Here is a 22,191-nt window from a genome sequence, read left to right on the forward strand (position 1 = left end):
TGCGCAATGAAAAGCTTCAAAGCCAGATGGCTTTCGTTCAGTGCGTTTGCGTTCGACCTGTGCGCGGTGGCGATGGCTTGGCTGCTGGCCTATGTGATCCGGTTCAACGGGCCGGTGCCCGCGCCGTTCTGGTCGAGCGGGCTGCATGCGCTCGTCTGGGTGCTGCTGATCTACGCGGTGATGTTTCGCAGCTACGGCCTGTATCGCGGCATGTGGGTGTTCGCGAGCCTGCCCGATCTCGTGCGGATCGCGAAGGCGATCGGCGTCGGGGCGCTGGTCGTCGTGATCGGCTCGGCGCTGTTGCAGCCGGCGCCGGTCGTGCCGCGTTCGGTGCTGATCGTGTCGCCGATGCTGCTGTTCCTGACGATGGGCGGCTCACGCGCGCTGTATCGCGCGGCCAAGGAGTTCTATCGCTACGGCGGACTCGTCGGCCAGGGCAAGCCGGTGCTCGTGCTCGGCGCGGGCAATGCCGGCGCGAACCTCGTGCGCGAGTTGAAGCGCTCGGGGCAATGGCGCCTCGTGGGTCTGCTCGACGACGATCCGATCAAGCAGGGCCGTGAAATCTACGGCTATCGCGTGCTCGGTGCGATCAGCGATCTGCACCAGATCAGCGCGGAACTGAAGGTCGAGCATGTGATCATCGCGGTGCCGTCGGCGTCGGTGGAAGCGCATCGGCGCATCGCCACGCTGTGCGTGCGCGCCGGCGTACGCGCGATGACGCTGCCCGCGCTCACGCCGCTCACGCAGGGTCAGGCGTTCCTGTCGCGGGTGCGGCAGATCGATCTCGAAGACTTGCTCGGCCGCGACCCGGTGACGATCGACACCGAGCACGTCGCCGCGCTGCTGAAAAACCGCGTCGTGATGGTGACGGGCGCGGGCGGCTCGATCGGCTCGGAGCTGTGTCGGCAGATCCTGCGCTTCGGGCCGGTGCAACTGGTCGCGTTCGACATCTCCGAGTTCTCGATCTATCGGCTGAACGAAGAGCTGCGCGACAAGTATCCGGAAGTGTCGGTGGTGCCGCTCGTCGGCGACGTGAAGGACTCGCTGCTACTCGACCAGGTGATGGCGCGCTATTGTCCGCACATCGTGTTTCATGCGGCGGCCTACAAGCACGTGCCCTTGATGGAAGAGGTCAACACGTGGCAGGCGGTGCGCAATAACGTGCTTGGCACGTACCGCGTCGCGCGCGCCGCGATCCGCCACGACGTCGCGCATTTCGTGCTGATCTCGACCGACAAGGCCGTCAACCCGACCAACGTGATGGGCGCGAGCAAGCGGCTCGCGGAGATGGCGTGCTCGGCGCTGCAGCAGCAGGGCGCGCGGCGCACGCAGTTCGAAACCGTCCGCTTCGGCAACGTGCTTGGCAGCGCGGGCAGCGTGATTCCGAAGTTCCAGGAGCAGATCGCGCGCGGCGGGCCTGTGACGGTCACGCATCCGGAGATCACGCGTTTCTTCATGACGATTCCCGAGGCGTCGCAGCTCGTGTTGCAGGCGTCGAGCATGGGGCGCGGCGGCGAGATCTTCATTCTCGACATGGGCAAACCGGTGCGAATCGCCGATCTCGCGCATGATCTGATCCGGCTGTACGGCTTCACCGAAGAGCAGATTCGCGTCGTGTTCACGGGCCTGCGCCCGGGCGAAAAGCTCTACGAGGAATTGCTCGCGGACGACGAAACGACCACGCGCACACCGCACCCGAAGCTGCGCATCGCGCAGGCGCGCGAGGTGCCGGACAGCCTGATCGACAACCTGCTGCCGTGGCTGATGCAGCATCGCGTGCCGGCCGACGATGAAGTGCGGCGCGATCTGCGGCGCTGGGTGCCGGAGTACCTGCCGGCGACGGCGACTACGTTGCGTAGCGTGGCGCCGGCGACGCGGGTGTCGTAGGCGTTCCGCTGCCGCGAGTCATCGGAGTAGTCGAAGCATCAGTACTCGCGAAGGCAGGTCATTCGACCCGTTGAAATTGGCCGTCGGATGTTTATCGATAAAAGCCCCTACAGACCTGCTGGGGCTTTTTTATTTTTGCCCAGGAGAGTACGACCATCGCGCACGCCCCGGCTTTCGGAGTTGTCTGAAGCCTGTGCCCGGCACATACGCCCAGCATTGAACCGTCGCCGCCCGGTACGTCAGGTGGCGGCTCTGTTGGCTCTTTTTCTGTGATGCAAAGGCTTTGGTTTTGCGCGCCCTTCGGGCGCGTTTTTTTGTCCAGGCGAAAGAGGCGGCAAATCCGGAATCGACCTGTAGCGCGCCAGCGGCACGCGCGCGCTCACGGTCAAGGTTCACCAACGGAAGGAACCTATGCTGGGCGCAATGACCTGCAGCCAGCGCAATCAGGAGGCGTGAAACATGCCCTACACCGGCAAATTTCTCGTGAATAGCGAGCCCCTATCACCGCTCACGATTTTTGGCATCGGCACATTCAACGCGTATTCAGGCAACAATCAATACCGCAATCGGGGCGGCTGCACGATGGTGCCTAATGATGGGCCGCTCCCTGCCGGTAAATACTGGATCGTGGACCGCCCCACGGGTGGCATCCGTTCTCAGGTGTTTGCATGGACAAAAGATGAGTGGAATGCAGCAATGGGTCACCCATCGGATCACGGTGAATGGTTCGCGCTATATCGTGATGATGGGACGATTGATGATGTGACGTGGATTAATGGCGTCAAACGCGGGCAGTTCCGTTTGCATCCGACAGGCGGACGCGGGATTTCGCTTGGCTGCATCACCCTGCCGAGCCATAGCGATTTCATGACAATCCGCAACGCGCTGCTGCACACCGTCAAAATTCCCGTGCGCAGTTCGGGCCTTCTCGCCTACGGAACAATTGAGGCCATCACATATGGCAACACTTGCCCGTAGGGTGTTCAAGGTCGCCCTGTTTATCGGCCTGTGCTATCTCTCCCTGCTCTATGTCCGTCCATACCATTATGAGTGGACAGAAAGCGAGTCGCGCGCATGGTTTGCTGCTTCGCGCTGGCTTGGTGTCCGCGATCCCGAAGACTTGTATTTCGTGGTGTGGGTAACGATTGAACTGATCGCGGCGGCGCTGGCGTATGTGGCGATCGTGAAGCTATGGCGGTGGTATCGCACGACGTAGATGAAAGCCCCGGCGACCGGGCTTTTGTATTTTTGCCCAGGAGAGTTGACGACCATCGTGCACGCCTCGGCGTTTCGGAGTTGTCCGAAGCCTGCGCCCGGCACATACACCTAGCATTGAGCCGTCGCCGCCCGGTATGTCATTCCTGCTGAGGTGGCGGCTCTGTTGGCTCTTTTCTGTGATGCAAAGGTTTTGATTTTGCGCGCCCTTGGGGCGCGTTTTTTGTCCAGGCGAAAGAGGCGGCAAATCCGGAATCGACCTGTAGCGCGCCAGCGGCACGCGCGCTTGCGGTCAAGGTTCACCAACGGAAGGAACCTATGCAGAACGCAATGACCTACAGCCAGCGCAATCAGGAGGCGTGAAACATGGCTTACTTCGGCAAATTTCTCGTGAACAACGCGCCGCTGTCACCGCTCACCATTAATGGCATCGGCACATTCGACGCGTTTTCGGGTGATCAGCAATATCGCAATCGGGGCGGCTGCACGGCGGTGGTGGGCAAAGGGCCAATTCCCGCTGGTAAATACTGGATCGTCGCGCGTCCTGCTGGCGGTGTAGGCTCCACGGCTTTAGCGCGGATAAAAGATGCGTTTAATGCCTATGATGGGAGGCCAACCGATCACAACGAATGGTTCGCGCTATATCGTGACGATGGTGTGATTGATGACTGGACATGGGTCAATGGCGTCAAGCGTGGCCAGTTCCGGTTGCATCCGGCAGGTGGTCGGGGTGTTTCGCTTGGCTGCATTACCCTGCCGAGCCGTACGGATTTCCTGAGAATCCGCAACTCACTCCTGCGCACCATGACGATCTCTGCCGGCATGTCGGGGCTTCGCGCCTACGGAACAATCGAGGTCATCACATATGGCAACACTTGTCCGTAGGCTCTTCAAAATCGCGCTGTTTATCGGGTTGTTTCTTCTTTCATTTCGTTATGTCCGGATATCCCATCAGTGGACAGAAGGTGAAGCGCGAGCGTGGTGGGGGGCTTCGGATTGGCTCGGTGTCCGCGACCCCGAAGATTTGTATATCGTGGTGTGGGTGACGATTGAACTGATCGCGGCGGTGCTGGCGTATGTGGCGATCATGAAGCTATGGCGGTGGTATCGCAAGAAGTAGACGAAAGCCCCGGCGACGGGGCTTTTTTTAATCCCGCGCATTGATGAATTTCGAGGAATCTCGGTGACGAGAGGGGTTTCATGTACATATGAACCACCTTTCGAGGCGGCTAAGGCTATTTCGACCAACAAAAAAAGGTGCCCTCGGTGTCTTTGTCGCTTCTGCTCACCGCTTACCCTTCCTCACCACCATCCACCGCGGCGACTTGAACCGCACGATGCTCACATAAAGCCACACATAAGTCGCCGCGAACACCACAACGAAGCAGAACAGATGCAGCGTGTGCCGCCAGAACAGCGTCGCGGGCACGACCGCGATCAGGCACAGTAGCCACAAATAGGGCGACGTCAGCGAGTTGCGGCGCGTCAGTTCGCGCGCGGTGCGCGCGCCGACCGCCCAGCGCATCAGCCGCTTGTAGACCAGCATGTGCAGATGCACACCGTCCGGAATGCCCGGCGACATGCCGCGAATGAACTTCTTGCGGTAGATCGAGAAGCAGGTCTCGAAGATCGGGTACATGAAGAGCAGCACCGGATACCACGCGGATACGTCGCGATTGCGCATCACGAGCAGGATCGACAACTCGGCGAGCATGAAGCCGATGAAGTAAGCGCCGCCGTCGCCGAGAAAAATCAGTCCGGCCGGGAAGTTCCAGATGAAGAAGCCGAGCACCGCGCCCATCATCATGAACGACGCGGACAGCACGACCGGGTCATGCACCTGGAACGCCACATACGCGAGCGATGCGAACATCATGCACGCGACCATCGACGCGAGGCCGTTGAAGCCGTCGATGATATTGATCGCGTTGGCGAGCGCCGCGACCGCGAGTACCGTGACCACGAACGAGATCGCCGCATACGACAGCAGAAAGTCGAGCGGCGGCACGCTGATGCGCGTGACCGCGATGTCGAGAAAGAACCAGGCGAGCGCGGCGGCCGCCATCGTGCACACGAGGCGCGCGAGCGGCGACACGCGCTTGGTCAGATCCTCGGCGAGCCCCGAGCCGAACGCCGGCATGCCGCACGCCATCAGCCCCAGAATGCCGCCCGACACGGCCGGATACGCGCGATGCAATTGCGCCGCGGAGACGATCAACCCGACCAGAATCCCGGTCCCACCGATGCGCGGCACCGGACGCACGTGGAATTTCTGCACGCCGGCCAGATCGGTATCGGTCGAGAATTTTTCATGCAGATGCGCATAGCGCACGATCAACAGCGTGATCAGCAGGGAGACGAGAAAGCCGAGCGCAAAACTGAGCATGAAAGTGGGCCTGAGCGAAGACGCGGAATTATACAAACGAAACACGCGGCGGCCGGCGTGCGGCCGCCGCGCAAGGTTTTCAGGCGGGACAGCAAAAAATCCCAGATAGCGAGACCGAAGCCGCCCGCCGAGGCCCGCGAGCGCTCGCTCGTCATGGATTCCCCCTATGCGGCGCGCGCGCGCAATGACCGTAAACCTGGATGCGACGAAGTGTAAGTCGCGCGAAACACAGGCGTTCCGGAGATCCAATGCTAAATAACATCACAATTCGTGGCGGACTGACGCTCGTGATCAGCGTATTCGTCGCCTTCCTTCTGACGGTGATCGCTGTCGGTTACGGCGCGCTGAAGCTCGCCAACGGCAGCCTCGACGACACGCAGCGCAGCGCCGCTGCGCTGTCGCATCTGAAGGCGAGTTCGGAGAAGCTTTTGCAGGTGCAGCTCGCATTGGGCACCTATCAGACGCTGTTCAGCGTCGGCAAGCAGACCGACGATCTGCTGCCGGCCGCGCACAAGGTGCTGGTCGAATCGAACAACGACTTCCGCAACTACATGGCCAGCCCGTTCGCGAGCGACGCCGAGCGTAAGTTCGCGCAGAGCGTCGGGGATGCGCGCGCGGCGCTCGTCGACAAGGCGATCGAGCCGGAATTCAAGGCACTGACCGACTTCGACTTCAACACCTTCCGCAACATCCAGGGCGATACCGCGAACAGCCTGTACGCGTCGTACTCGAAAGCGATCGACGCGCTCGAAAGAGCGCAGATGGACAATCGGCATCAGCAGGCCGCGACCGGCGCGCGACGCTTCCAGCTCGCGACGGCGCTGTTCGGCGCGATTGCGGTGATCGCGCTCGCGATTGCCGTGGGCGCGCGCGTCGCGTTGTCGTCGGCGCTGATCAAGCCGGTCAACGCGACGGTCAAGCACTTCGAGCGCATCGCCGCTGGCGACCTGAGCGTCGCGATCAAGGTGAAATCGCGCAACGAGATGGGCCAGCTGCTCGGCGCGCTGACGCGGATGCGCGACGGCCTCGTCGAAACGGTCGGCAAGGTGCGCGGCAGCACGAGCGCGATCACGCAGGGCGCGAACGAAATCGCGTCGGGCAATGCCGATCTGTCGGCGCGCACCGAGCAGCAGGCGGCCGCGCTGCAGCAGACCGCGGCGAGCATGGAGCAGCTGTCGGCGACCGTGAAGCAGAACGCCGACAACGCCAAGCAGGCGAACCGTCTCGCGCACGGCGCACTCGATACGGTCACGCGCGGCGGCAAGGTGGTGTCGCGTGTGACGGAGACGATGGACGGCATCAGCGAGTCGTCGCGCAAGGTCACGGAGATCATCGGCATGATCGAGGGGATCGCGTTCCAGACCAACATTCTCGCGTTGAACGCGGCCGTCGAAGCGGCGCGCGCAGGCGAGCAGGGGCGCGGCTTCGCGGTGGTCGCCTCGGAAGTGCGTAGCCTCGCGCAGCGCTCCGGCGCGGCGGCCAAGGAGATCAAGGAGCTGATCGGCGAATCGGCGGCGAAGGTCGAGGAGGGCGCGTCGCTGGTGTCGGATGCGCAGAAGACGATTCAGGAAGCGATGAAAGCGGTCGAGCGCGTGACCGGCGTGATGAGCGAGATCGAGGCGTCGGCGCTCGAACAGAGCGATGGTATCGAACAGGTCAACAAGGCGGTGTCGCAGATCGACGAGGTCACGCAGCACAACGCGGCGCTCGTCGAGCAGGCGGCGGCCGCGGCGAAGTCGCTGGAGGAGCAGGCCAATGTTCTGAAGGAGGCCATTGCCGTGTTTCGGCTCGAAGAGTCGCGGGTGCCCGCTTAGCGCCTGGCCCGCAGAAATGGGAGCTGTCGATCGCATAGCGCGCCGATAGCTACCTTAGAATCCTGCTTTCCATCCTGACCTCCGCTTTGGCTGCCAGTTTCTTCCACTTTCTTCATCAAGTGGTTTGCCGGGAAATCGCGCCAGATCACAGCAAAGTGTTGGATAAAGCGAAAACAGGTGTTCGATGCTCAAGGGTTTGGCAGCATTTTTTATTTCGGCGCTGTGTGTCGGGATGTTCATTATCGTGTTCGGTCAGACCTTTGCGTCCGTTCCGCTACACGAAGTCGGAGACTTTGCGGCGAACTCGTTGCTGATCGCCGACGCGAAGCATCTGAAGCTGCTCGTCGGACATTACTCGCGCGTCGGGTTCAATCATCCTGGCCCCGCGTTTCTGTACGTGCTTGCCGCGGGCGAGATCGTATTTTCCGACCTGATGCACTGGGTCGCGTCACCGTTTTCCGGTCAGATCTATGCGGTTGCGCTGCTTTCCGGTTTCTGGATCGCGGCAATCGGGACGCTTTTGATCAGGATGCAGTGGGCGACCCGGAGCGGCACTGCGGCGGCCGTCGTCACGACGGCCTTATTCGTTGGTATCACCGCTTACATCAGCTACCAGGCCTTCGCGGGTCCCTGGTTCCCCCATCTTTACTACTTCGCTTTTGCGGCCTTCACGGTGTCCGTGGGCGCATTGATCATGGGCCGCGCAGACGGGCTTGTGCTGCTTGCCGTGAGCCTTGGATTTCTTCTGAATGGTCACGCCTCTTTTCTTGGAATGACTATCGTCATGCTGGCGTGCGCGCTGATAGCCAATAGCTGGCTTTCGCGCAGGTCGGGTTCCAGTGAAACCTGGGTGCTGAGCCGCCAATACCTCGCGGCCAATTTCCGAACCATCGCTGTTGCATTGGCGATTGTGGTGCTTTTCCTTATTCCTCTCGCGATCCAGACGATCCTTCATTTTCCTGGCCCCCTCGCTGAATATGCCGCTTTTGGGCGTGCCCACAAAGCCAACCGTTTCGTGGACGCCGTGCGCTTTGCCGGTCTTTTCTGGAGTAACGGAATCTTCGGCATTTTGCTGGGCGCGGTGGCTTGTGCGGTTCTCGTGACCAACGATCCCGCGCGGGACAATGAAGGCCGTGACATGCCTGAGCGGGCATTGTCGTTGGCACTGGCCAGTGCGACGGTCGCCTTTCTGTTTTATGCGGTTTTCGGAGTCGACGATCTTTCGCTGACCTATGTCGGGATCTTCTACTATGCCGTGCCTGCTCTGGCGCTCACGTTGCTGGCGAAGCGCGTTCTCGACAATGTGACGGTTGCGAGTCTGCCCATTGCCGTGATCGTTTGCGTGGCCGTCGGGGCGTTCACTGCGATCCGGATTCATCAGCCGCCTGAAAACGTTTCCCAATACAACGATCCGCAAATTCCCGCTGCTTACGCAGCTATCCGCAATCTCGACGCGGGGGGCGGCGTGCCTGTTTTCGACCTCGATGGCTCCGCGGATTGGGAACGGCTGTGGCCTGTTCTGGTGGGCATCGAAGCGTATGCCAAACGCCAGGGCAGCGTACCGTTTTGCATCGCGCAAAACTGGCAGCTCGTGTTCACTCGATCGGCGCGTTGCACGCCTGACAAAATTCGAAGCGCCCACCGGCGCTTTCTCGTGTCAGCAGTGCCGAAGGAGGGGTTGACAAGTGTGGTGAACGTTTCGGGATTATATTTTTATCCGCGCGAATCCGCGCAGTAAGCAGTAAGCAGTTCGCCGCGGAGCGCGACCCAGCGCACGCGCCAGCGGCGCGTGAGCGATCCAGGCTGTGATGCGGGCTGTGATGCCGGCCGTGATGCGGGCCGGCCGCCGGCCTCATCTGTCAGGCCGGCGCGACGGAGATCGCGCCGCGAACGTCAGGCAAACCCCTGCGGATTCATCGACTGCCAGCGCCAGTGGTCCGCGCACATGCGCTCGATGCCGAACTGCGCGCGCCAGCCGATGATCTTTTCGGCGGCGCTGGGGTCCGCGAAACACTGCGCGATGTCGCCCGGGCGGCGCGCGACGATTTCGTACGGCACCGGCCGTCCCGACGCCTGCTCGAACGAGCGCACCACGTCGAGCACGCTATAGCCCTGCCCCGTGCCGAGATTGACGACGAAGCTCGCATCGCGCTTGACGAGCCCATCGAGCGCGGCGAGGTGCCCGCGCGCGAGATCGACCACGTGGATGTAGTCGCGCACGCCGGTGCCGTCGGGCGTCTCGTAGTCGCCGCCGAACACGCGCAGGCGGTCGAGCTTGCCGACCGCAACCTGCGCGACGTACGGCATCAGGTTGTTCGGAATCCCGGCCGGATCTTCACCGATCAGGCCGCTCTCATGCGCGCCGACCGGATTGAAGTAGCGCAGCGTCGCGATGCGCCACGACGGGTCCGACACTTCGAGATCGCGCAGGACCTGCTCGGCGATCAGCTTCGATTGACCATACGGATTGGTCGCCGACAGCGGAAACGATTCGTCGATCGGCGAGCTTTTCGGCACGCCGTATACCGTTGCGGACGAGCTGAACACGAACTGCCTGACGTTGCGATCGCGCATCACGCCGAGCAGCGTCAGCAGGCTGCCGACGTTGTTCGCGTAGTACTCGATCGGCTTCGCGACCGATTCGCCGACCGCTTTCAGCGCGGCGAAGTGGATCGCGCCGGTGATCGGATGCGCGTCGAAAATCCGCTGCAGCGCGGCCGCGTCGCGCGCATCGTTGTCGTAGAAGCTCACCGAACGGCCGGCAATTTGTTCGACGCGCCGCAGCGATTCGCGCTTGCTGTTCACCAGGTTGTCGATCACCACGACGTCGTAGCCGCCGTTCAGCAGTTCGACGCAGGTGTGCGAGCCGATGAAACCCGCGCCGCCCGTTACCAGAATCGTGCCTTTCGTGGTCATGCTGTTACTCCGTTAAAGTAAAACGCCCGTGATTTTTTGCACCAGATCTTTATAGGTTTCGATGACCATGCGTTCGTCGAATTCGGTCGCGACCTTCTGCCGGCCGCGTTCCGCCATCGCGCGCCGCTCCGCGCCGCTCATGTCCAGCATGCGCGCGAGGCTCGCGGCGAGGCTCTGCGCACTGCGCACTTCACACAGCAAGCCGTTGACGCCGTCGGCCACCACTTCGCGGCAGCCGGGCACGTCGGTCGCGACGATCGGCCGGCCCATCGCCGACGCTTCCATCAGCGTGCGCGGCACGCCTTCACGATACGAGGGCAGCACGACGCAATCGGCATCGGCGATCAACGGCCGCACGTCGTGCGCCTCGCCCAGATACTCGATCACGCCTTCCTGTTCCCACGCGGCGACTTCATCGCGTGTGATCGCGCTCGGATTGTCGACGCCGACCGGCCCGAGCAGCTGGAAGCGCGCATGCGGATAGCGCGCACGCAACTGCCGCGCGGCCTCGACGTATTCGCCGACGCCTTTATCCCACAGCAAGCGCCCGATCAGCAAGAAGCGAAACTGCGCGCGCTCGCGCAGCGGCGTGAACGGGAACTGCTCCAGATCGACGCCCTCGCCATGCAACAGCCGCGCGCGCTCAGGATGCGCGAGCAGCTTGCCGTCGATGAACGCGGCCTGGTCGTCGCGATTCAGGAACCACACTTCACGCGGAAAGCGGAACGCGAAACGATACAGCCTTTTGGCGATCTGCGCGGCGCGGCTGTGCTGGATGAACACATAGCCGAGCCCGGTGGTGACCGCCACCGATTGCACGCCAGCCAGCTTCGCCGCGATCGAGCCGTAGATGTTCGGCTTGATCGTGTAGTGAAACACGACATGCGGATGAATCGTCCTGTACTGCCGATAGAGCGCGACCAGCGTGCGCAGATCCTCGCCCGGACTCGTGCCCTTCGACGCAACCGGCAGTTCGATGCAACGGCAGCCCATCGCGGCGAGCAGCTCGAACGTGCGGTCGCGCGGCGCGAGCACCGTCACGTCGACGCCGCGTCCGATCAGTGTGCGGATCAGCCCTTGCCGGTACGTATAGATTGCCCAGGCCGTGTTGCAGACGAGTGTAATGCGCAGCGCGGGCGTCGACTTGAAAGAGGGCTTCATGCGGAAAGGGGCCGGGCGTTGAATGAAATGTGGACCAGCGATACGAATACAGCGGCAGCGCTCATACGCAGCGCGACTCAACGGCTCGCGCGCGGCGTGAGCAGTGCGCGCTTGACCCGCTGCAACGTGCGATAAGGCAGCATCAGATGCAGCAGATTCTTCGCGAGACCCAACCAGTCGTACGGATTGGCCACGTTGAAGTAGCGCAACTGCAAACGCAGCGTCGAGCCGATCTGCCGCCGCCGCTTCGTCGCGCTGATGCCGCCTTCGTTCAGCTCATAGAAAAGGCCGAGCTCCGGCAGATTCGCGCAGTCGTAGCGTTCCATCAGACGAACGAACAGATCGAGGTCCTCGGCTGAACGATACGCGGCGCGATAGTTGCCGACTGTGCGCACGGCATCGATACGCAGCATCATCGACGGATGCGCGAGGCACGAACGGAAAAAGCGCTGGCGCCGGATCGCGTTCGGCTCGGCCGGCGGCGTCAGCATGAATAGCGGTTCGCCCGCGCGCGTGACGACCTGGGTCCACATGCCCAGGCCCGCCACATTGGGATGCGCTTCCATGAAAGCGCGCTGCTTCGCGAGCCGTCGCGGCGCCGGGCGATCGCCGGCGTCGATGCGCGCCGCATAGCGAAAGCCGCGCTGCGCGAGCGCGTCGATGCCGGTTCGCAGCGCGCGCTCGATGCCGCCGTTCTGCGCCATGCGCAGCACTTCGATCTTCAGGTTCGGCAGCGTGGGCGCGACGATCGGCGGCGTGCTGCCGTCATCGACGATCAGTACGTGCACCAGCGCACTTTCTTCGAACGACGCAAGCGTAGAATCGACGTCCGACTGGCCGTTGTACGCGGGCATCAGCACCGCGACGTCGTCGAGCGTGGTTTGCGCGGTGGCGGATGAATTCGTCATGGGCGCAATTTGAAACGGATGTAATAAAGATTGACGGAGGCGGCCGCCAGATAGCCGGCGGCGAGGCCGACGAGCGCGCCGTAAGCACCGAGTCGAGGAATTGCCAGCAGATTGACCGCGAACGCGACGGCGAGCGCGAGCAGCCACTTCGCGAGCAACACGAACCTGGCCTGATACTTGAGCACGACCAGATTGCCGATCGCCTCGATACCGGCGGGCACCGAGAGCCACACGGCCACGCGGAAGATGTCGATCGCGCCTTCGAAGTCCGGGCCGAACACGCGGCGGATAATGAAACCCGCGAGCAGATCGAGCATGAGCGCGCCGCCCACCATCAGCACGGCGGTCAGCGCGGTGAGCCGCCACATATTGCGGCGCAGTTGCGCGATGCCCTGCACGCGATAGACGAAAGCGGGCGCGATGGTTTGCGCGAGCATCAGCGCGAGCGTGATCCAGTTTTCGTTGAGTTGCTGGGCGGCCGAGTAGCGTCCGAGGTCGGCGAACGAAATCGCGCGCTCCAGCATCAGCCGGTCCAGTTTCAGAAAAAGATACATACAGATGAGCCCGAGCCAGAACACGGTGCCAGCGCTCGCGAAGTGCCTGAACAGCGAACGTTCGACATGCCAGCCGAGCTTGCCGCCATGCCGGCGCATGAAGTAGAGCAACAGCACCGCGCCGATCGCCGCCGATTCGAGCGCCCACAGCCAGCCGAAGCGCGCGGGCGCGGCCATCGCGCGCACCAGCAGATAGACGAAGCCAGCCTTGATCACCGCGGTGCTCATGCTGGTCAGCAACTGCGGCTTGCTGTAGGTCATGCTTTGCAGCCACGCGTTGATCACGCCGACGAACGGCTCGCGAAACAGCATCGTCACCGCGAGGCCCGCGAGCATCGCACCGACAAGCGGGTCGAACCAATGCAGCGCAATGCCGAGCCATGTCAGCATCAGCGCAACGGCCGACACCGAAAAGCGCAACGCGAACGCGCTGCCGAGTACGGTGCCGAGTTGTTCGGGCGACCGGTTGACGATGGTCGGTACGAGGATTTCGGCGCCGCAGACCCACGTGATCGGCGACAGCACCAGCAGCAGCGTGTTCGCGTACTGCCATTTGCCGAACGTATCGGGCCCGAAGTAACGGGCGAGCATGCCGCTGATCACGATCGCGACGCCGATCTGCGTGAGCCGCTCGAGACCCAGCCAGACGATGTTCGCAAATGCGCGGGTGACGTCGGGATTGGCGAAGCGCTTGAGCGTCAGCATCCGTTGGCCGCTCGCCGCCGTGCGTCGGTCGAGCCGCCTTTTGCGGCCGTGCCTGCGGCGCTATGCGGGTTCGCCCGCCCGGCCGGCAGCCACGGCAACTTTGCAAAAGGAGGGCGTCTAAGCATTAGAATGGCGGTATTCAGGCTGGTCAGAAGAACGCAATTATAAGTTGGAACCGGACCGCTTCCGGCAAGGGCGCATCGAGGCGGTAACACGCATTTTTAACGCGAGTATGACTTCGGCTTTTTAACGCGAGTTTTTACCGCGATTTTTTTACGGCGATTGTTCCCGGCGATTGTTACCGGTTGCCGTCGGTGCGCAGGTCAAAATTTTCCATTGCACGCAAGTGAGCCAACATGATCTCCAAATCCATTTTCAAGGCCTATGACATTCGCGGCGTCATTGGCAAGACGCTCGACGCCGACGCCGCGCGTTCCATCGGTCGCGCGTTCGGCAGCGAAGTGCGCGCGCAGGGCGGCGACGCGGTCGTGGTCGCGCGCGACGGGCGCCTGTCGGGTCCCGAGTTGATCGGGGCGCTGTCCGACGGTCTGCGTGCGGCCGGCGTCGATGTCGTCAACGTGGGCATGGTGCCCACGCCGGTCGGCTACTTCGCGGCAAGCGTACCGTTGAAACTGGCGGGCGGCGAGCGCCGCGTCGACTCGTGCATCGTCGTGACGGGTAGCCATAATCCGCCGGACTACAACGGCTTCAAGATGGTGCTGCGCGGCGCGGCCATTTACGGCGAGCAGATTCTCGCGCTGCATCAGCGCATCGTCGAGCAGAACTTCGCCGACGGTAACGGCAGCTACACCGAGTACGACATCGCCGACGCGTATCTCGAGCGCATCGTGAGCGACGTGAAGCTCGCGCGTCCGATCAAGATCGTCGTCGATACCGGCAACGGCGTGGCCGGTGGGCTCGCGCCGAAGCTGTTCAGGAAGCTCGGCTGCGAACTCGTCGAACTGTTCACCGAAGTCGACGGCAACTTCCCGAATCACCACCCGGACCCGGCGCACCCGGAGAACCTCGAAGACGTGATTCGCGCGCTGAAGGAAACGGATGCGGAAATCGGCTTCGCGTTCGACGGCGACGGCGACCGCCTCGGCGTCGTCACCAAAGACGGCCAGATCATCTACCCGGACCGTCAGCTGATGCTGTTCGCCGAAGAAGTGCTGTCGCGCAACAAGGGCGCGCAGATCATTTACGACGTGAAGTGCACGCGCAATCTCGCGAAGTGGGTCAAGGACAAGGGCGGCGAGCCGCTGATGTGGAAGACCGGCCACTCGCTCGTGAAGGCGAAGCTGCGCGAAACCGGCGCGCCGCTGGCTGGCGAAATGAGCGGCCACGTGTTCTTCAAGGACCGCTGGTATGGGTTCGACGACGGCCTGTACACGGGAGCGCGTCTGCTCGAGATCCTCACGCGTGTCGCCGACCCGAGCAAGCTGCTGAACTCGCTGCCGAACTCGCACTCCACGCCCGAGTTGCAGCTGAAGCTCGAGGAAGGCGAGAACTTCGAGCTGATCGCCCGTATGCAGCAGAACGCGAAGTTCACCGGCGCGGACAACGTCGTGAAGATCGACGGTCTGCGCGTCGAGTATCCGGACGGCTTCGGCCTCGCGCGTTCGTCGAACACGACGCCGGTCGTCGTGATGCGTTTCGAAGCCGACAACGACGCGGCGCTCAAACGCATCCAGGACGACTTCCGTCGCGTGATTCTCGCGGAGAAGGCCGATGCGAAACTGCCGTTCTGACGGCTGACGCGGCGGCGCGCTTCGAAGCCCGTTCAGACGGATCGAAGCGTCGCCGCTACCGAACGCGGCGCGGGTTGCCTTACCGCGCCGCGTTTTTCATGTGTTTTACCGATGACGCGCTAGAATTGCGGTCCTTTCAACGCATCTTCGATGCCGGATAGCCGGTTTTCCCACTCTTGAGCGCGCAAAAGATACTGATCGTGAGGGTGTCGTCGCTGGGCGACGTCGTTCACAACATGCCCGCAATCGCCGACATCCGTCGCCGCCATCCCGACGCGCAGATCGACTGGCTCGTCGAGGAAAGCTTCGTCGGGCTCGTGGAACTCGTGAGCGGCGTGCGGCGCGCGATTCCGGTGTCGCTGCGGCGCTGGCGCAAGCGCATCCTGTCCGTCGACAACTGGCGCGAGATCGGTGCGTTTCGTCGCGCGCTCGCCGCCGAGCACTACGATCTGGTGATCGACTGCCAGGGGCTCATCAAGACCGCGTGGCTCGCGAGCATGGCGCGCGGACCGCTCGTCGGCCTCGGCAATCGCACCGAAGGCGCCGGCTACGAATGGCCGGTGCGCTTTTTCTACGGGCGGCGAGTGCCGATCGCGCCGCGCACGCACGTGGTCGAACGCACGCGGCAACTGGTGGCCGCGGCGCTGAACGATCCGCCGCCGCAAGCCACCGACGACATCGACTTCGGTCTCGATACGGGCCGTGCCGCGCTCGCGCTGTCGCAGGCGAATCTGAATCTGCCGGTGCCGTACGTGGTGTTCGTGCACGCGACCTCGCGCGCCGACAAGCAGTGGCCCGATGCCGCGTGGATCGAGCTCGGGCAGTCGCTGGTGCGGCGCGGCGCGTCGATCGTGCTGCCATGGGGCAGCGACGCCGAGCGCGCGACCAGTGAGCGGCTCGCGAAGGAGTTCGGCGCGGCCGCGATCGTGCCGCCGAAGCTGTCGCTGGCGGCGGTGGTCGGGCTGATCGATGGCGCGGCCGCGACGGTCGGGGTCGACACAGGTCTGGTCCATATCGCGGCGGCGCTGAAGCGGCCCACGGTCGAGTTGTACAATTTCTCGACCGCGTGGCGCACCGGCGGCTACTGGTCGCCGAACGTCGTCAATCTCGGCGCGGCCGGGCAGCCGCCCACGCTGCGGCAGGTCAAGTCGACGCTGGCCGACTTCGGTTTGTTGTAACCCGGGTCTGCGGTAGCCCGGGCCGGCAGTCATCAGCACGGGCTGCAACCCGCCGGTGCGCTTCGCCTTGCGCACCCTCCGTTCCCAAGGGCGATCATGAACGAAACCCAGATCATCGAAGTAGCGAACGCCGACTGGCACGGGCGCAACCTGTCCGTGCCACGCGAGACGCTGCTCGGCGGCGTCGAGCGCGGCAAGGTGCTGTACTTCCCGAACCTGCGCTTCGCGATCGACGGCGGCGAGCAGGCGCTGCTGGACCCGGCGCTCGCCGATCCCAACCGCAAGAACATCAGCCTCGAACCGAACGGCGGTGCGCTACATGGCGTGGCCGGCGATGCGGTCACGCAATCGGCGGTGCGCGCGTTGATCGCGCGTTATCAGGCGAATGCGCGCACGCTCGTCGACGGGCTGTTTCCCGAGTACAGCGGCAAGCTGCGGGTCGCGCCGACGAGCCTGCGGCTGCATCAGGTCGAGACACGCGAAACCTCGTGGCGCAAGGACGATAGCCGCCTGCACATCGACGCGTTTCCATCGCGGCCGAATTACGGCGAGCGCATCCTGCGCGTGTTCACCAATGTGAACCCGCATGGCGTGCCGCGCGTATGGCGCGTCGGCGAGCCGTTCGAGGACATGGCGCAGCGCTTCCTGCCGCGCATCAAGCCGCAGATGCCGGGCACCGCGTGGCTACTAAATTTGCTGCACGTCACCAAATCGCTGCGCAGCGAATACGATCATTTGATGCTCAGTCTGCACGACGGCATGAAAGCCGACCTCGACTATCAGAAGACGAGTCCGCAGCAGACCATGCCGTTTCCGCCGGGTAGCGTGTGGGTGTGCTTCTCCGACCAGACCTCGCACGCGGTGATGTCCGGCCAGTTCATGCTGGAACAGACTTTCTTCCTGCCGGTGAAGGCGATGGCGCAGCCGGAATGCGCGCCGCTCGGCATTCTCGAGCGCCTGAAGGGCAGGGCGCTGGTTTGAGCGCGGCGGTTGATTCGAGAGCTCGGCAGGCGCCGGTCCGCAGGGCGCGCATGAGCGCCGTGGGCTTGCCGAGGCGGGCGAACCACGCGGAGCGCCGATGCTAAGAGCGATCTATCGCGCGCTCTGGTGGCTGATCGCGCCGCTTGCCGTGCTGCGTCTGTTGATCCGTTCGCGCAAGGAGCGCGGTTATCGCGAGCATATCGGCGAGCGCTTCGGTTATTCGCGCGGACGCTTGCCTGATGACAGCGCGCCATTGATCTGGGTGCATGCGGTGTCGGTCGGCGAGACGCGCGCCGCGCAGCCGCTGATCGATGCGCTGATGAAAGCGCGCCCCGACGCGCGCATTCTGCTCACGCACATGACGCCGAGCGGCCGCGCGACCGGCATCGAGATTTTCGGCGACCGCGTGTTGCGCAGCTATCTACCGTACGATATACCGCACGCAGTTCGGCGTTTTCTGCGCGCATGGCGACCGTCGCTCGGTCTCGTGATGGAAACCGAGGTGTGGCCGACGTTGATCGACGAATGCCGGCGCGCCGAGGTGCCGCTCGTGCTGACCAACGCGCGGATGTCGGCGCGATCGTATAAGCGTGCGGCGAAGTTCGGCGGCGCGACGAAGGACGTGTTCGGCGGCTTTGCGCGCGTGCTCGCGCAGAGTCCATCCGATGCGGAGCGCTTGACGTCGCTCGGCGCGCGCAACGTCGCGGTGCTCGGCAATCTGAAGTTCGACATGAGCACGCCGCCCGAACTCGCGGCGCGAGGCCACGCGTGGCGCGCGGCGATCGGCACGCGGCCCGTGTGGGTCGCGGCGAGCACGCGCGAGGGCGAAGAAGCGCTCGTGCTCGACGCGTTCGCGGCGCTCGGCATCGACGATGCGCTGCTGATTCTGGTGCCGCGTCATCCGCAACGCTTCAATGAAGTCGCGGCGCTCGTCGAGAAGGCGGGGATGCGGCTCGAACGCCGATCGAACTGGGCACCCGACGCGAAGGTTGCCTCGGCGGCGCTTGGCGCCGACGATGGCGTGCCGCCGTTGCGTCACGATGTGAACGTGCTGCTGGGCGATTCGATGGGCGAGTTGGGCGCTTACTACGCGGCGTCGGATCTTGCGTTTATCGGCGGCAGTCTGTTGCCGCTCGGCGGACAGAACCTGATCGAAGCGTGCGCGGTCGGCGTGCCGGTACTAATCGGGCCGCACATGTTCAACTTCACGCAGGCCACCGCCGATGCGGTCGCGGCCGGTGCCGCCGTGCAGGTGCAGGACCCGGCGGGTCTGGCGCGCGCGCTGCGCGAGCTGTTCGGCGACAAGTCGCGGCGGCTCGCGATGGGCGGTGCGGCTGCCGCGTTTGCGGCGAGCCATCGCGGGGCGACGGCAAGGACGGTCGATGTGTTGGCGGCGTTGTTGCCGGAGTAGGGTTGGGCGGCTGCCGTGCAACGCGGTGTAGTGCTTTGTCGGATGACGCAGAAAGTGCAGACCGTGCTGGTTAAATGCGATCGTGGTGCCGCGGATAGCGAACAAATCTGGCTAGCGCTGGAAAACAAGCGCCCGGAATCCCGGGTCTTGTTTTTGATGCGCAGTTTAAAAATGCTCATTGCGCGGTGCAGGGGCCAACGGTGGCCGCTGCGTCCTCGCACTCGTCGGGCGGCTGTCGACCCGTTTCTGTCCTTCACGCCGTCAACACTTGAAGGGCCGCTTGCGAAGTAAAAACAGGCATCAATAAGTCCAGCGCAGTCGCTGAGCCGTGACCTCGCGTATCGGCGCTCGCGCACGCGCATGTTTCTTGATGCGATGGAGCGCGGGGTGAATTCCTACCGCTGATTGCACTGCACGATAGACGATCAGTCGGCACGGTGAGTCAATGCCGAGCCGCCATCGACGTGGCGAAGCTGTCTTCGAGCATCAGGAAGCTGGCGATCTTTCCATCCGCGAAAGTCAGGATGATTGCGAACGCGCTATCGATCAGCTTTCCCGTGGCGTTGATCCGGGTTTGGAGATGGCCGAGGATGACGGCCCGCTCGTCGCTTGCCAGAACATCCTTTATATCAAGGCGCACGCGCTCAATCGTGGTTTGGGTGTCCCTGACGAAGTCGGACATGGCCTCGCGCCCGGTTTTGTGCCCAACCCACGGCAACACACCTGAGTCGCCCGGAATGTTCCAATCGAGATCCGGTGTGCATAACGCGGCAATCTCGACGCCGCTCGCGCCGGATCCGATCTTTTCGAGGAACTGCTGCGCGAGGCGAATGTTTTCTTGCCTATTCATCGTGTTTTTCCGGTTTGTATTGCTCTGCGGGAGGGATGGAAGCGGGGTGCTGAAGCGTCAGACCTGCGCGCGTCCACCGTCGACGAACAACTCGATGCCGGTGATGTAGCTGGCATCGTCCGAAGCGAGGAAGGACACCGCTTTGGCGATCTCGTCGGCGGTACCAACCCGCCCAAGCGGGGTCGTTTCGGCGACTTCCTTGCTGTACGCGTCGATCTGCTCGTCAGTCAGTCTGAGTTCGGACTTGTAGGCAGGCGTAACCACGACGCCGGGCGCAACCACGTTCACGCGAATGTCACGGCCTTTGAGATCGGATGCCCAGGTGCGCGCGAACGAACGCAACGCTGCCTTGGTTGCGGCATAGACACCGAACGCGGGGGTGCCCTGGATTGCCGCGATCGATCCGGTTATCACGATTGCGCTGCCTGGCGGCATCAATGGCAGTGCGGCTTGCACGGTGAACAACGTGCCTTTCATGTTGATGCCGACGCATTTTTCGAATTGCGCTTCGGTAATACTGCCGAGCGGCGCAAACTCGCCGCCGCCCGCGTTCGCGAAAAGAATATCAATCTTCTGGTGCGCCGCCGACACGGGTATCGATAACGCTTTGAAGGTCGACCGTCGAAGAGATATCGCCACGGATCGCACGGGCGCCGTGCCCGATCTCCACCACCGCTGCGTCCAGTTCCGGCTCGCGTCGTCCGGTGATGAACACCGTTGCGCCTTCGCGAGCAAGGCGCTTTGCGGCGGCAAAGCCGATCCCGGTGCTGCCGCCGGTGACAAGCGCAACCTTGCCGGCGTGTTTGGTGACGTGAATGTTGGCGTGGAGAGTAGTCATCTGGGGCTCCTTGTCGAGCGGGGTTGATCGATGACTCAAGCGTATATAGATTTCAAACAGAGATAAATGCGGTATCTGTGGTTTCTTTATCCATGATTGTGGATAATAGAAACCGTATCGGGCGCAACCGAGACGCCAGGCAAGACCGTTTCCCAAACGCTATTCACCGCGGTGAATAATTTGCGAGGTGAATCAATGGATCATCTGCAGGCCATCCGCATCTTTGCCCGGGTTGTCGAGACAGGCGGCTTCGGACGAGCCGCGCTTTCCTTGAACATGCCGAATGCCACGGTGAGCAAGTGGATCAAATCGCTCGAAGAACATCTCGGCGTGAAGCTGCTGGAACGCAGCACGAGGAGCGTCAGCGTAACGACCGATGGGGCTGCCTACTATGAACGTACGCGTCACCTGCTCAGCGAACTCGATGACATCGAAGCTACGCTTGGCCGGGATCAGGCAAGCCCGCGCGGCGCTTTGAGGGTCGACGCTGGCGGATCGACCGCCAGCGGCATCATCATCCCCGCATTGCCGGCCTTTTGCGCGCGATATCCTGAAATACAGATGCAACTGAGCGTCACCGACCGCACTGCCGATCTCATCGCTGAGAACATCGACTGCGCGATTCGAAGCACGGCCAATGATCCCGCTCTGGTGACGCATTCGATCGGCACGCTCTCATGGACCACATGCGCGAGTCCCGCGTACCTGGCAAAGCACGGCACGCCGAAACATCCGCGCGAGATCGTTGATAGGAACATGCCAGTGGTTGGATACTTTTCCGCGAGCACCGGGCTTACGCAGCCGCTTCAATTCTGTCGGGGTGCGGAGACTGTTACGCTGGATCGCCCACGCAACGACGTGCTCGTTAGCGAAAGCAACGCGCATCTCGCGACTGCGCTTAGCGGTCTCGGGATAGTTCACACGCTGGACTTCATGGTGCGCCCTTTTATCAAGCAGAAGAAGCTTGTGCCTGTTCTCGCGGAATGGCGGCCCGCGCCTATCGACGTCTACATCGCTTATCCGCCGAGCCGCCGGTACAGCACCAAGGTTAGGGTGTTTGTCGACTGGGTAACCACGCTGTTCGCGTCGGTCTGAGTGACGGCGGTCGGTGACGACCACAAACGCAAAGTCATCGAACTCGGCCGCCTCATTACGGTGACGGGCTGCGCTGATCAGCATGCGCTTCTGCCATTCTGACCAGGACCGCTAAAGAAGCCCACGCGATGGGCTTTGGACATCTTTCTACCGGGACCCGCGATATACAACTCCCAAAGAGTGATTGGCCGTTGTCTCAGGAGAAGCGGCCGGTTGAATGTCCGGTTGAGCGAACGGGTGAACGACTGAAAGTGGCCGGCTCCTGCCCGATGCGGACGGTTCAAGCCATTTAGCGTGCAGTCAGCCTGTTCGTCAGCTATCTCCGCGATAGCTTTGCCGACGGATTTCCGATGTAGCGGCCTCTGTCGTGCCGGAGAAAACCGCCTCGCCCGCGTCGAGACACGGGACTCTCGTCCCGGACGGTCAGTTGAAACTCCCCCACTTATGGTCGCGCAAATTCCCCCACCCTGTGCAGCAGGACTAAGGGTTTTATTTAGCTGGTTTTCGTTTTTCTCGCAAGCGTTTCAGCGGCCTCTTTAAG

General features: G+C 62.8%; 18 protein-coding genes and 1 pseudogene. 12 read left to right on the plus strand and 7 right to left on the minus strand.

Annotated elements, in window-relative coordinates; all coding sequences use genetic code 11:
- Window positions 1-6 precede the first annotated feature (6 nt).
- The 5 genes from F6X42_RS28350 to F6X42_RS28370 all read left to right on the plus strand — a co-directional run bounded on the left by F6X42_RS28350 (window position 7) and on the right by F6X42_RS28370 (window position 4,222).
- A complete protein-coding gene (locus F6X42_RS28350) occupies window positions 7-1,887 on the plus strand; it encodes a polysaccharide biosynthesis protein (RefSeq protein ID WP_187637364.1) in 1,881 nt (626 codons plus the stop codon).
- 459 nt (window positions 1,888-2,346) lie between these two features.
- Complete coding sequence (locus tag F6X42_RS28355) at window positions 2,347-2,865, plus strand: DUF2778 domain-containing protein (RefSeq protein WP_187637365.1); 519 nt, start codon at window positions 2,347-2,349, stop codon at window positions 2,863-2,865.
- On the plus strand, window positions 2,846-3,103 hold the full coding sequence (locus F6X42_RS28360) for a hypothetical protein (protein WP_187637366.1): 258 nt from the start codon (window positions 2,846-2,848) through the stop codon (window positions 3,101-3,103). Before F6X42_RS28355 ends, F6X42_RS28360 begins: the two co-directional genes overlap by 20 nt.
- A gap of 365 nt (window positions 3,104-3,468) precedes the next feature.
- Window positions 3,469-3,987: a DUF2778 domain-containing protein gene (locus tag F6X42_RS28365; protein ID WP_187637367.1), complete on the plus strand. Its 519-nt coding sequence runs from the start codon at window positions 3,469-3,471 to the stop codon at window positions 3,985-3,987.
- Window positions 3,968-4,222, plus strand: a complete 255-nt coding sequence (locus F6X42_RS28370) for a hypothetical protein (RefSeq protein ID WP_187637368.1) — start codon at window positions 3,968-3,970, stop codon at window positions 4,220-4,222. Before F6X42_RS28365 ends, F6X42_RS28370 begins: the two co-directional genes overlap by 20 nt.
- A 165-nt stretch (window positions 4,223-4,387) precedes the next feature.
- Here F6X42_RS28370 and F6X42_RS28375 read toward each other — a convergent pair whose 3' ends face one another.
- Window positions 4,388-5,488: an MraY family glycosyltransferase gene (locus tag F6X42_RS28375; protein WP_187637369.1), complete on the minus strand. Its 1,101-nt coding sequence runs from the start codon at window positions 5,486-5,488 to the stop codon at window positions 4,388-4,390.
- 248 nt (window positions 5,489-5,736) lie between these two features.
- Here F6X42_RS28375 and F6X42_RS28380 point away from each other — a divergent pair, with 248 nt between their 5' ends.
- Together F6X42_RS28380 and F6X42_RS28385 are read left to right on the plus strand one after the other, a co-directional pair.
- A complete protein-coding gene (locus tag F6X42_RS28380; protein ID WP_187637370.1) occupies window positions 5,737-7,302 on the plus strand; it encodes a methyl-accepting chemotaxis protein in 1,566 nt (521 codons plus the stop codon).
- Window positions 7,303-7,486: 184 nt separating this feature from the next.
- A complete protein-coding gene (locus F6X42_RS28385; RefSeq protein ID WP_187637371.1) occupies window positions 7,487-9,040 on the plus strand; it encodes a DUF3488 domain-containing protein in 1,554 nt (517 codons plus the stop codon).
- Between the two features lie 155 nt (window positions 9,041-9,195).
- Here the strand turns inward: F6X42_RS28385 and galE are convergent, their stop codons facing one another.
- The 4 genes from galE to F6X42_RS28405 form a co-directional block, all read right to left on the minus strand.
- Window positions 9,196-10,218 (minus strand): UDP-glucose 4-epimerase GalE, encoded by a 1,023-nt coding sequence (gene galE, locus F6X42_RS28390; RefSeq protein ID WP_187637372.1) that lies wholly within the window; start codon window positions 10,216-10,218, stop codon window positions 9,196-9,198.
- A gap of 12 nt (window positions 10,219-10,230) precedes the next feature.
- Window positions 10,231-11,379: a glycosyltransferase family 4 protein gene (locus F6X42_RS28395; protein ID WP_187637373.1), complete on the minus strand. Its 1,149-nt coding sequence runs from the start codon at window positions 11,377-11,379 to the stop codon at window positions 10,231-10,233.
- Window positions 11,380-11,456: 77 nt separating this feature from the next.
- Window positions 11,457-12,287, minus strand: a complete 831-nt coding sequence (locus tag F6X42_RS28400) for a glycosyltransferase (protein ID WP_187637374.1) — start codon at window positions 12,285-12,287, stop codon at window positions 11,457-11,459.
- A complete protein-coding gene (locus F6X42_RS28405) occupies window positions 12,284-13,546 on the minus strand; it encodes an oligosaccharide flippase family protein (protein ID WP_187637375.1) in 1,263 nt (420 codons plus the stop codon). The genes F6X42_RS28400 and F6X42_RS28405 overlap by 4 nt, the downstream gene beginning before the upstream one ends.
- A gap of 356 nt (window positions 13,547-13,902) precedes the next feature.
- On the opposite strand from F6X42_RS28405, the gene F6X42_RS28410 reads away from it, so the two are divergent.
- From F6X42_RS28410 to waaA, 4 genes are all read left to right on the plus strand, one after another.
- Window positions 13,903-15,297, plus strand: a complete 1,395-nt coding sequence (locus F6X42_RS28410) for a phosphomannomutase/phosphoglucomutase (RefSeq protein ID WP_187637376.1) — start codon at window positions 13,903-13,905, stop codon at window positions 15,295-15,297.
- Between the two features lie 236 nt (window positions 15,298-15,533).
- Entirely contained in the window at window positions 15,534-16,475 is a 942-nt protein-coding gene (gene waaC, locus F6X42_RS28415) for a lipopolysaccharide heptosyltransferase I (RefSeq protein ID WP_246530257.1), read from the plus strand.
- A 96-nt stretch (window positions 16,476-16,571) separates the two neighbouring features.
- Window positions 16,572-17,456 carry a Kdo hydroxylase KdoO gene (kdoO, locus tag F6X42_RS28420; RefSeq protein ID WP_187637378.1) on the plus strand — a complete coding sequence of 295 codons (885 nt, stop codon included), beginning with the start codon at window positions 16,572-16,574 and terminating at the stop codon, window positions 17,454-17,456.
- A 97-nt stretch (window positions 17,457-17,553) separates the two neighbouring features.
- On the plus strand, window positions 17,554-18,867 hold the full coding sequence (gene waaA / locus F6X42_RS28425; RefSeq protein ID WP_187637379.1) for a lipid IV(A) 3-deoxy-D-manno-octulosonic acid transferase: 1,314 nt from the start codon (window positions 17,554-17,556) through the stop codon (window positions 18,865-18,867).
- Window positions 18,868-19,309: 442 nt separating this feature from the next.
- Here the strand turns inward: waaA and F6X42_RS28430 are convergent, their stop codons facing one another.
- Both F6X42_RS28430 and F6X42_RS28435 read right to left on the minus strand, forming a co-directional pair.
- The gene (locus tag F6X42_RS28430; protein WP_187637380.1) at window positions 19,310-19,717 is read right to left on the minus strand and encodes a nuclear transport factor 2 family protein; all 408 of its coding nucleotides are present in this window, start codon (window positions 19,715-19,717) and stop codon (window positions 19,310-19,312) included.
- Between the two features lie 57 nt (window positions 19,718-19,774).
- Window positions 19,775-20,555, minus strand: a pseudogene (locus F6X42_RS28435) (SDR family oxidoreductase).
- A 195-nt stretch (window positions 20,556-20,750) separates the two neighbouring features.
- Here F6X42_RS28435 and F6X42_RS28440 point away from each other — a divergent pair.
- Complete coding sequence (locus tag F6X42_RS28440; protein WP_187637381.1) at window positions 20,751-21,650, plus strand: LysR family transcriptional regulator; 900 nt, start codon at window positions 20,751-20,753, stop codon at window positions 21,648-21,650.
- Window positions 21,651-22,191 lie beyond the last annotated feature (541 nt).

It is taken from the genome of Paraburkholderia podalyriae (genome assembly GCF_014397785.1).
Taxonomy (GTDB): Bacteria; Pseudomonadota; Gammaproteobacteria; order Burkholderiales; family Burkholderiaceae; genus Paraburkholderia; species Paraburkholderia podalyriae.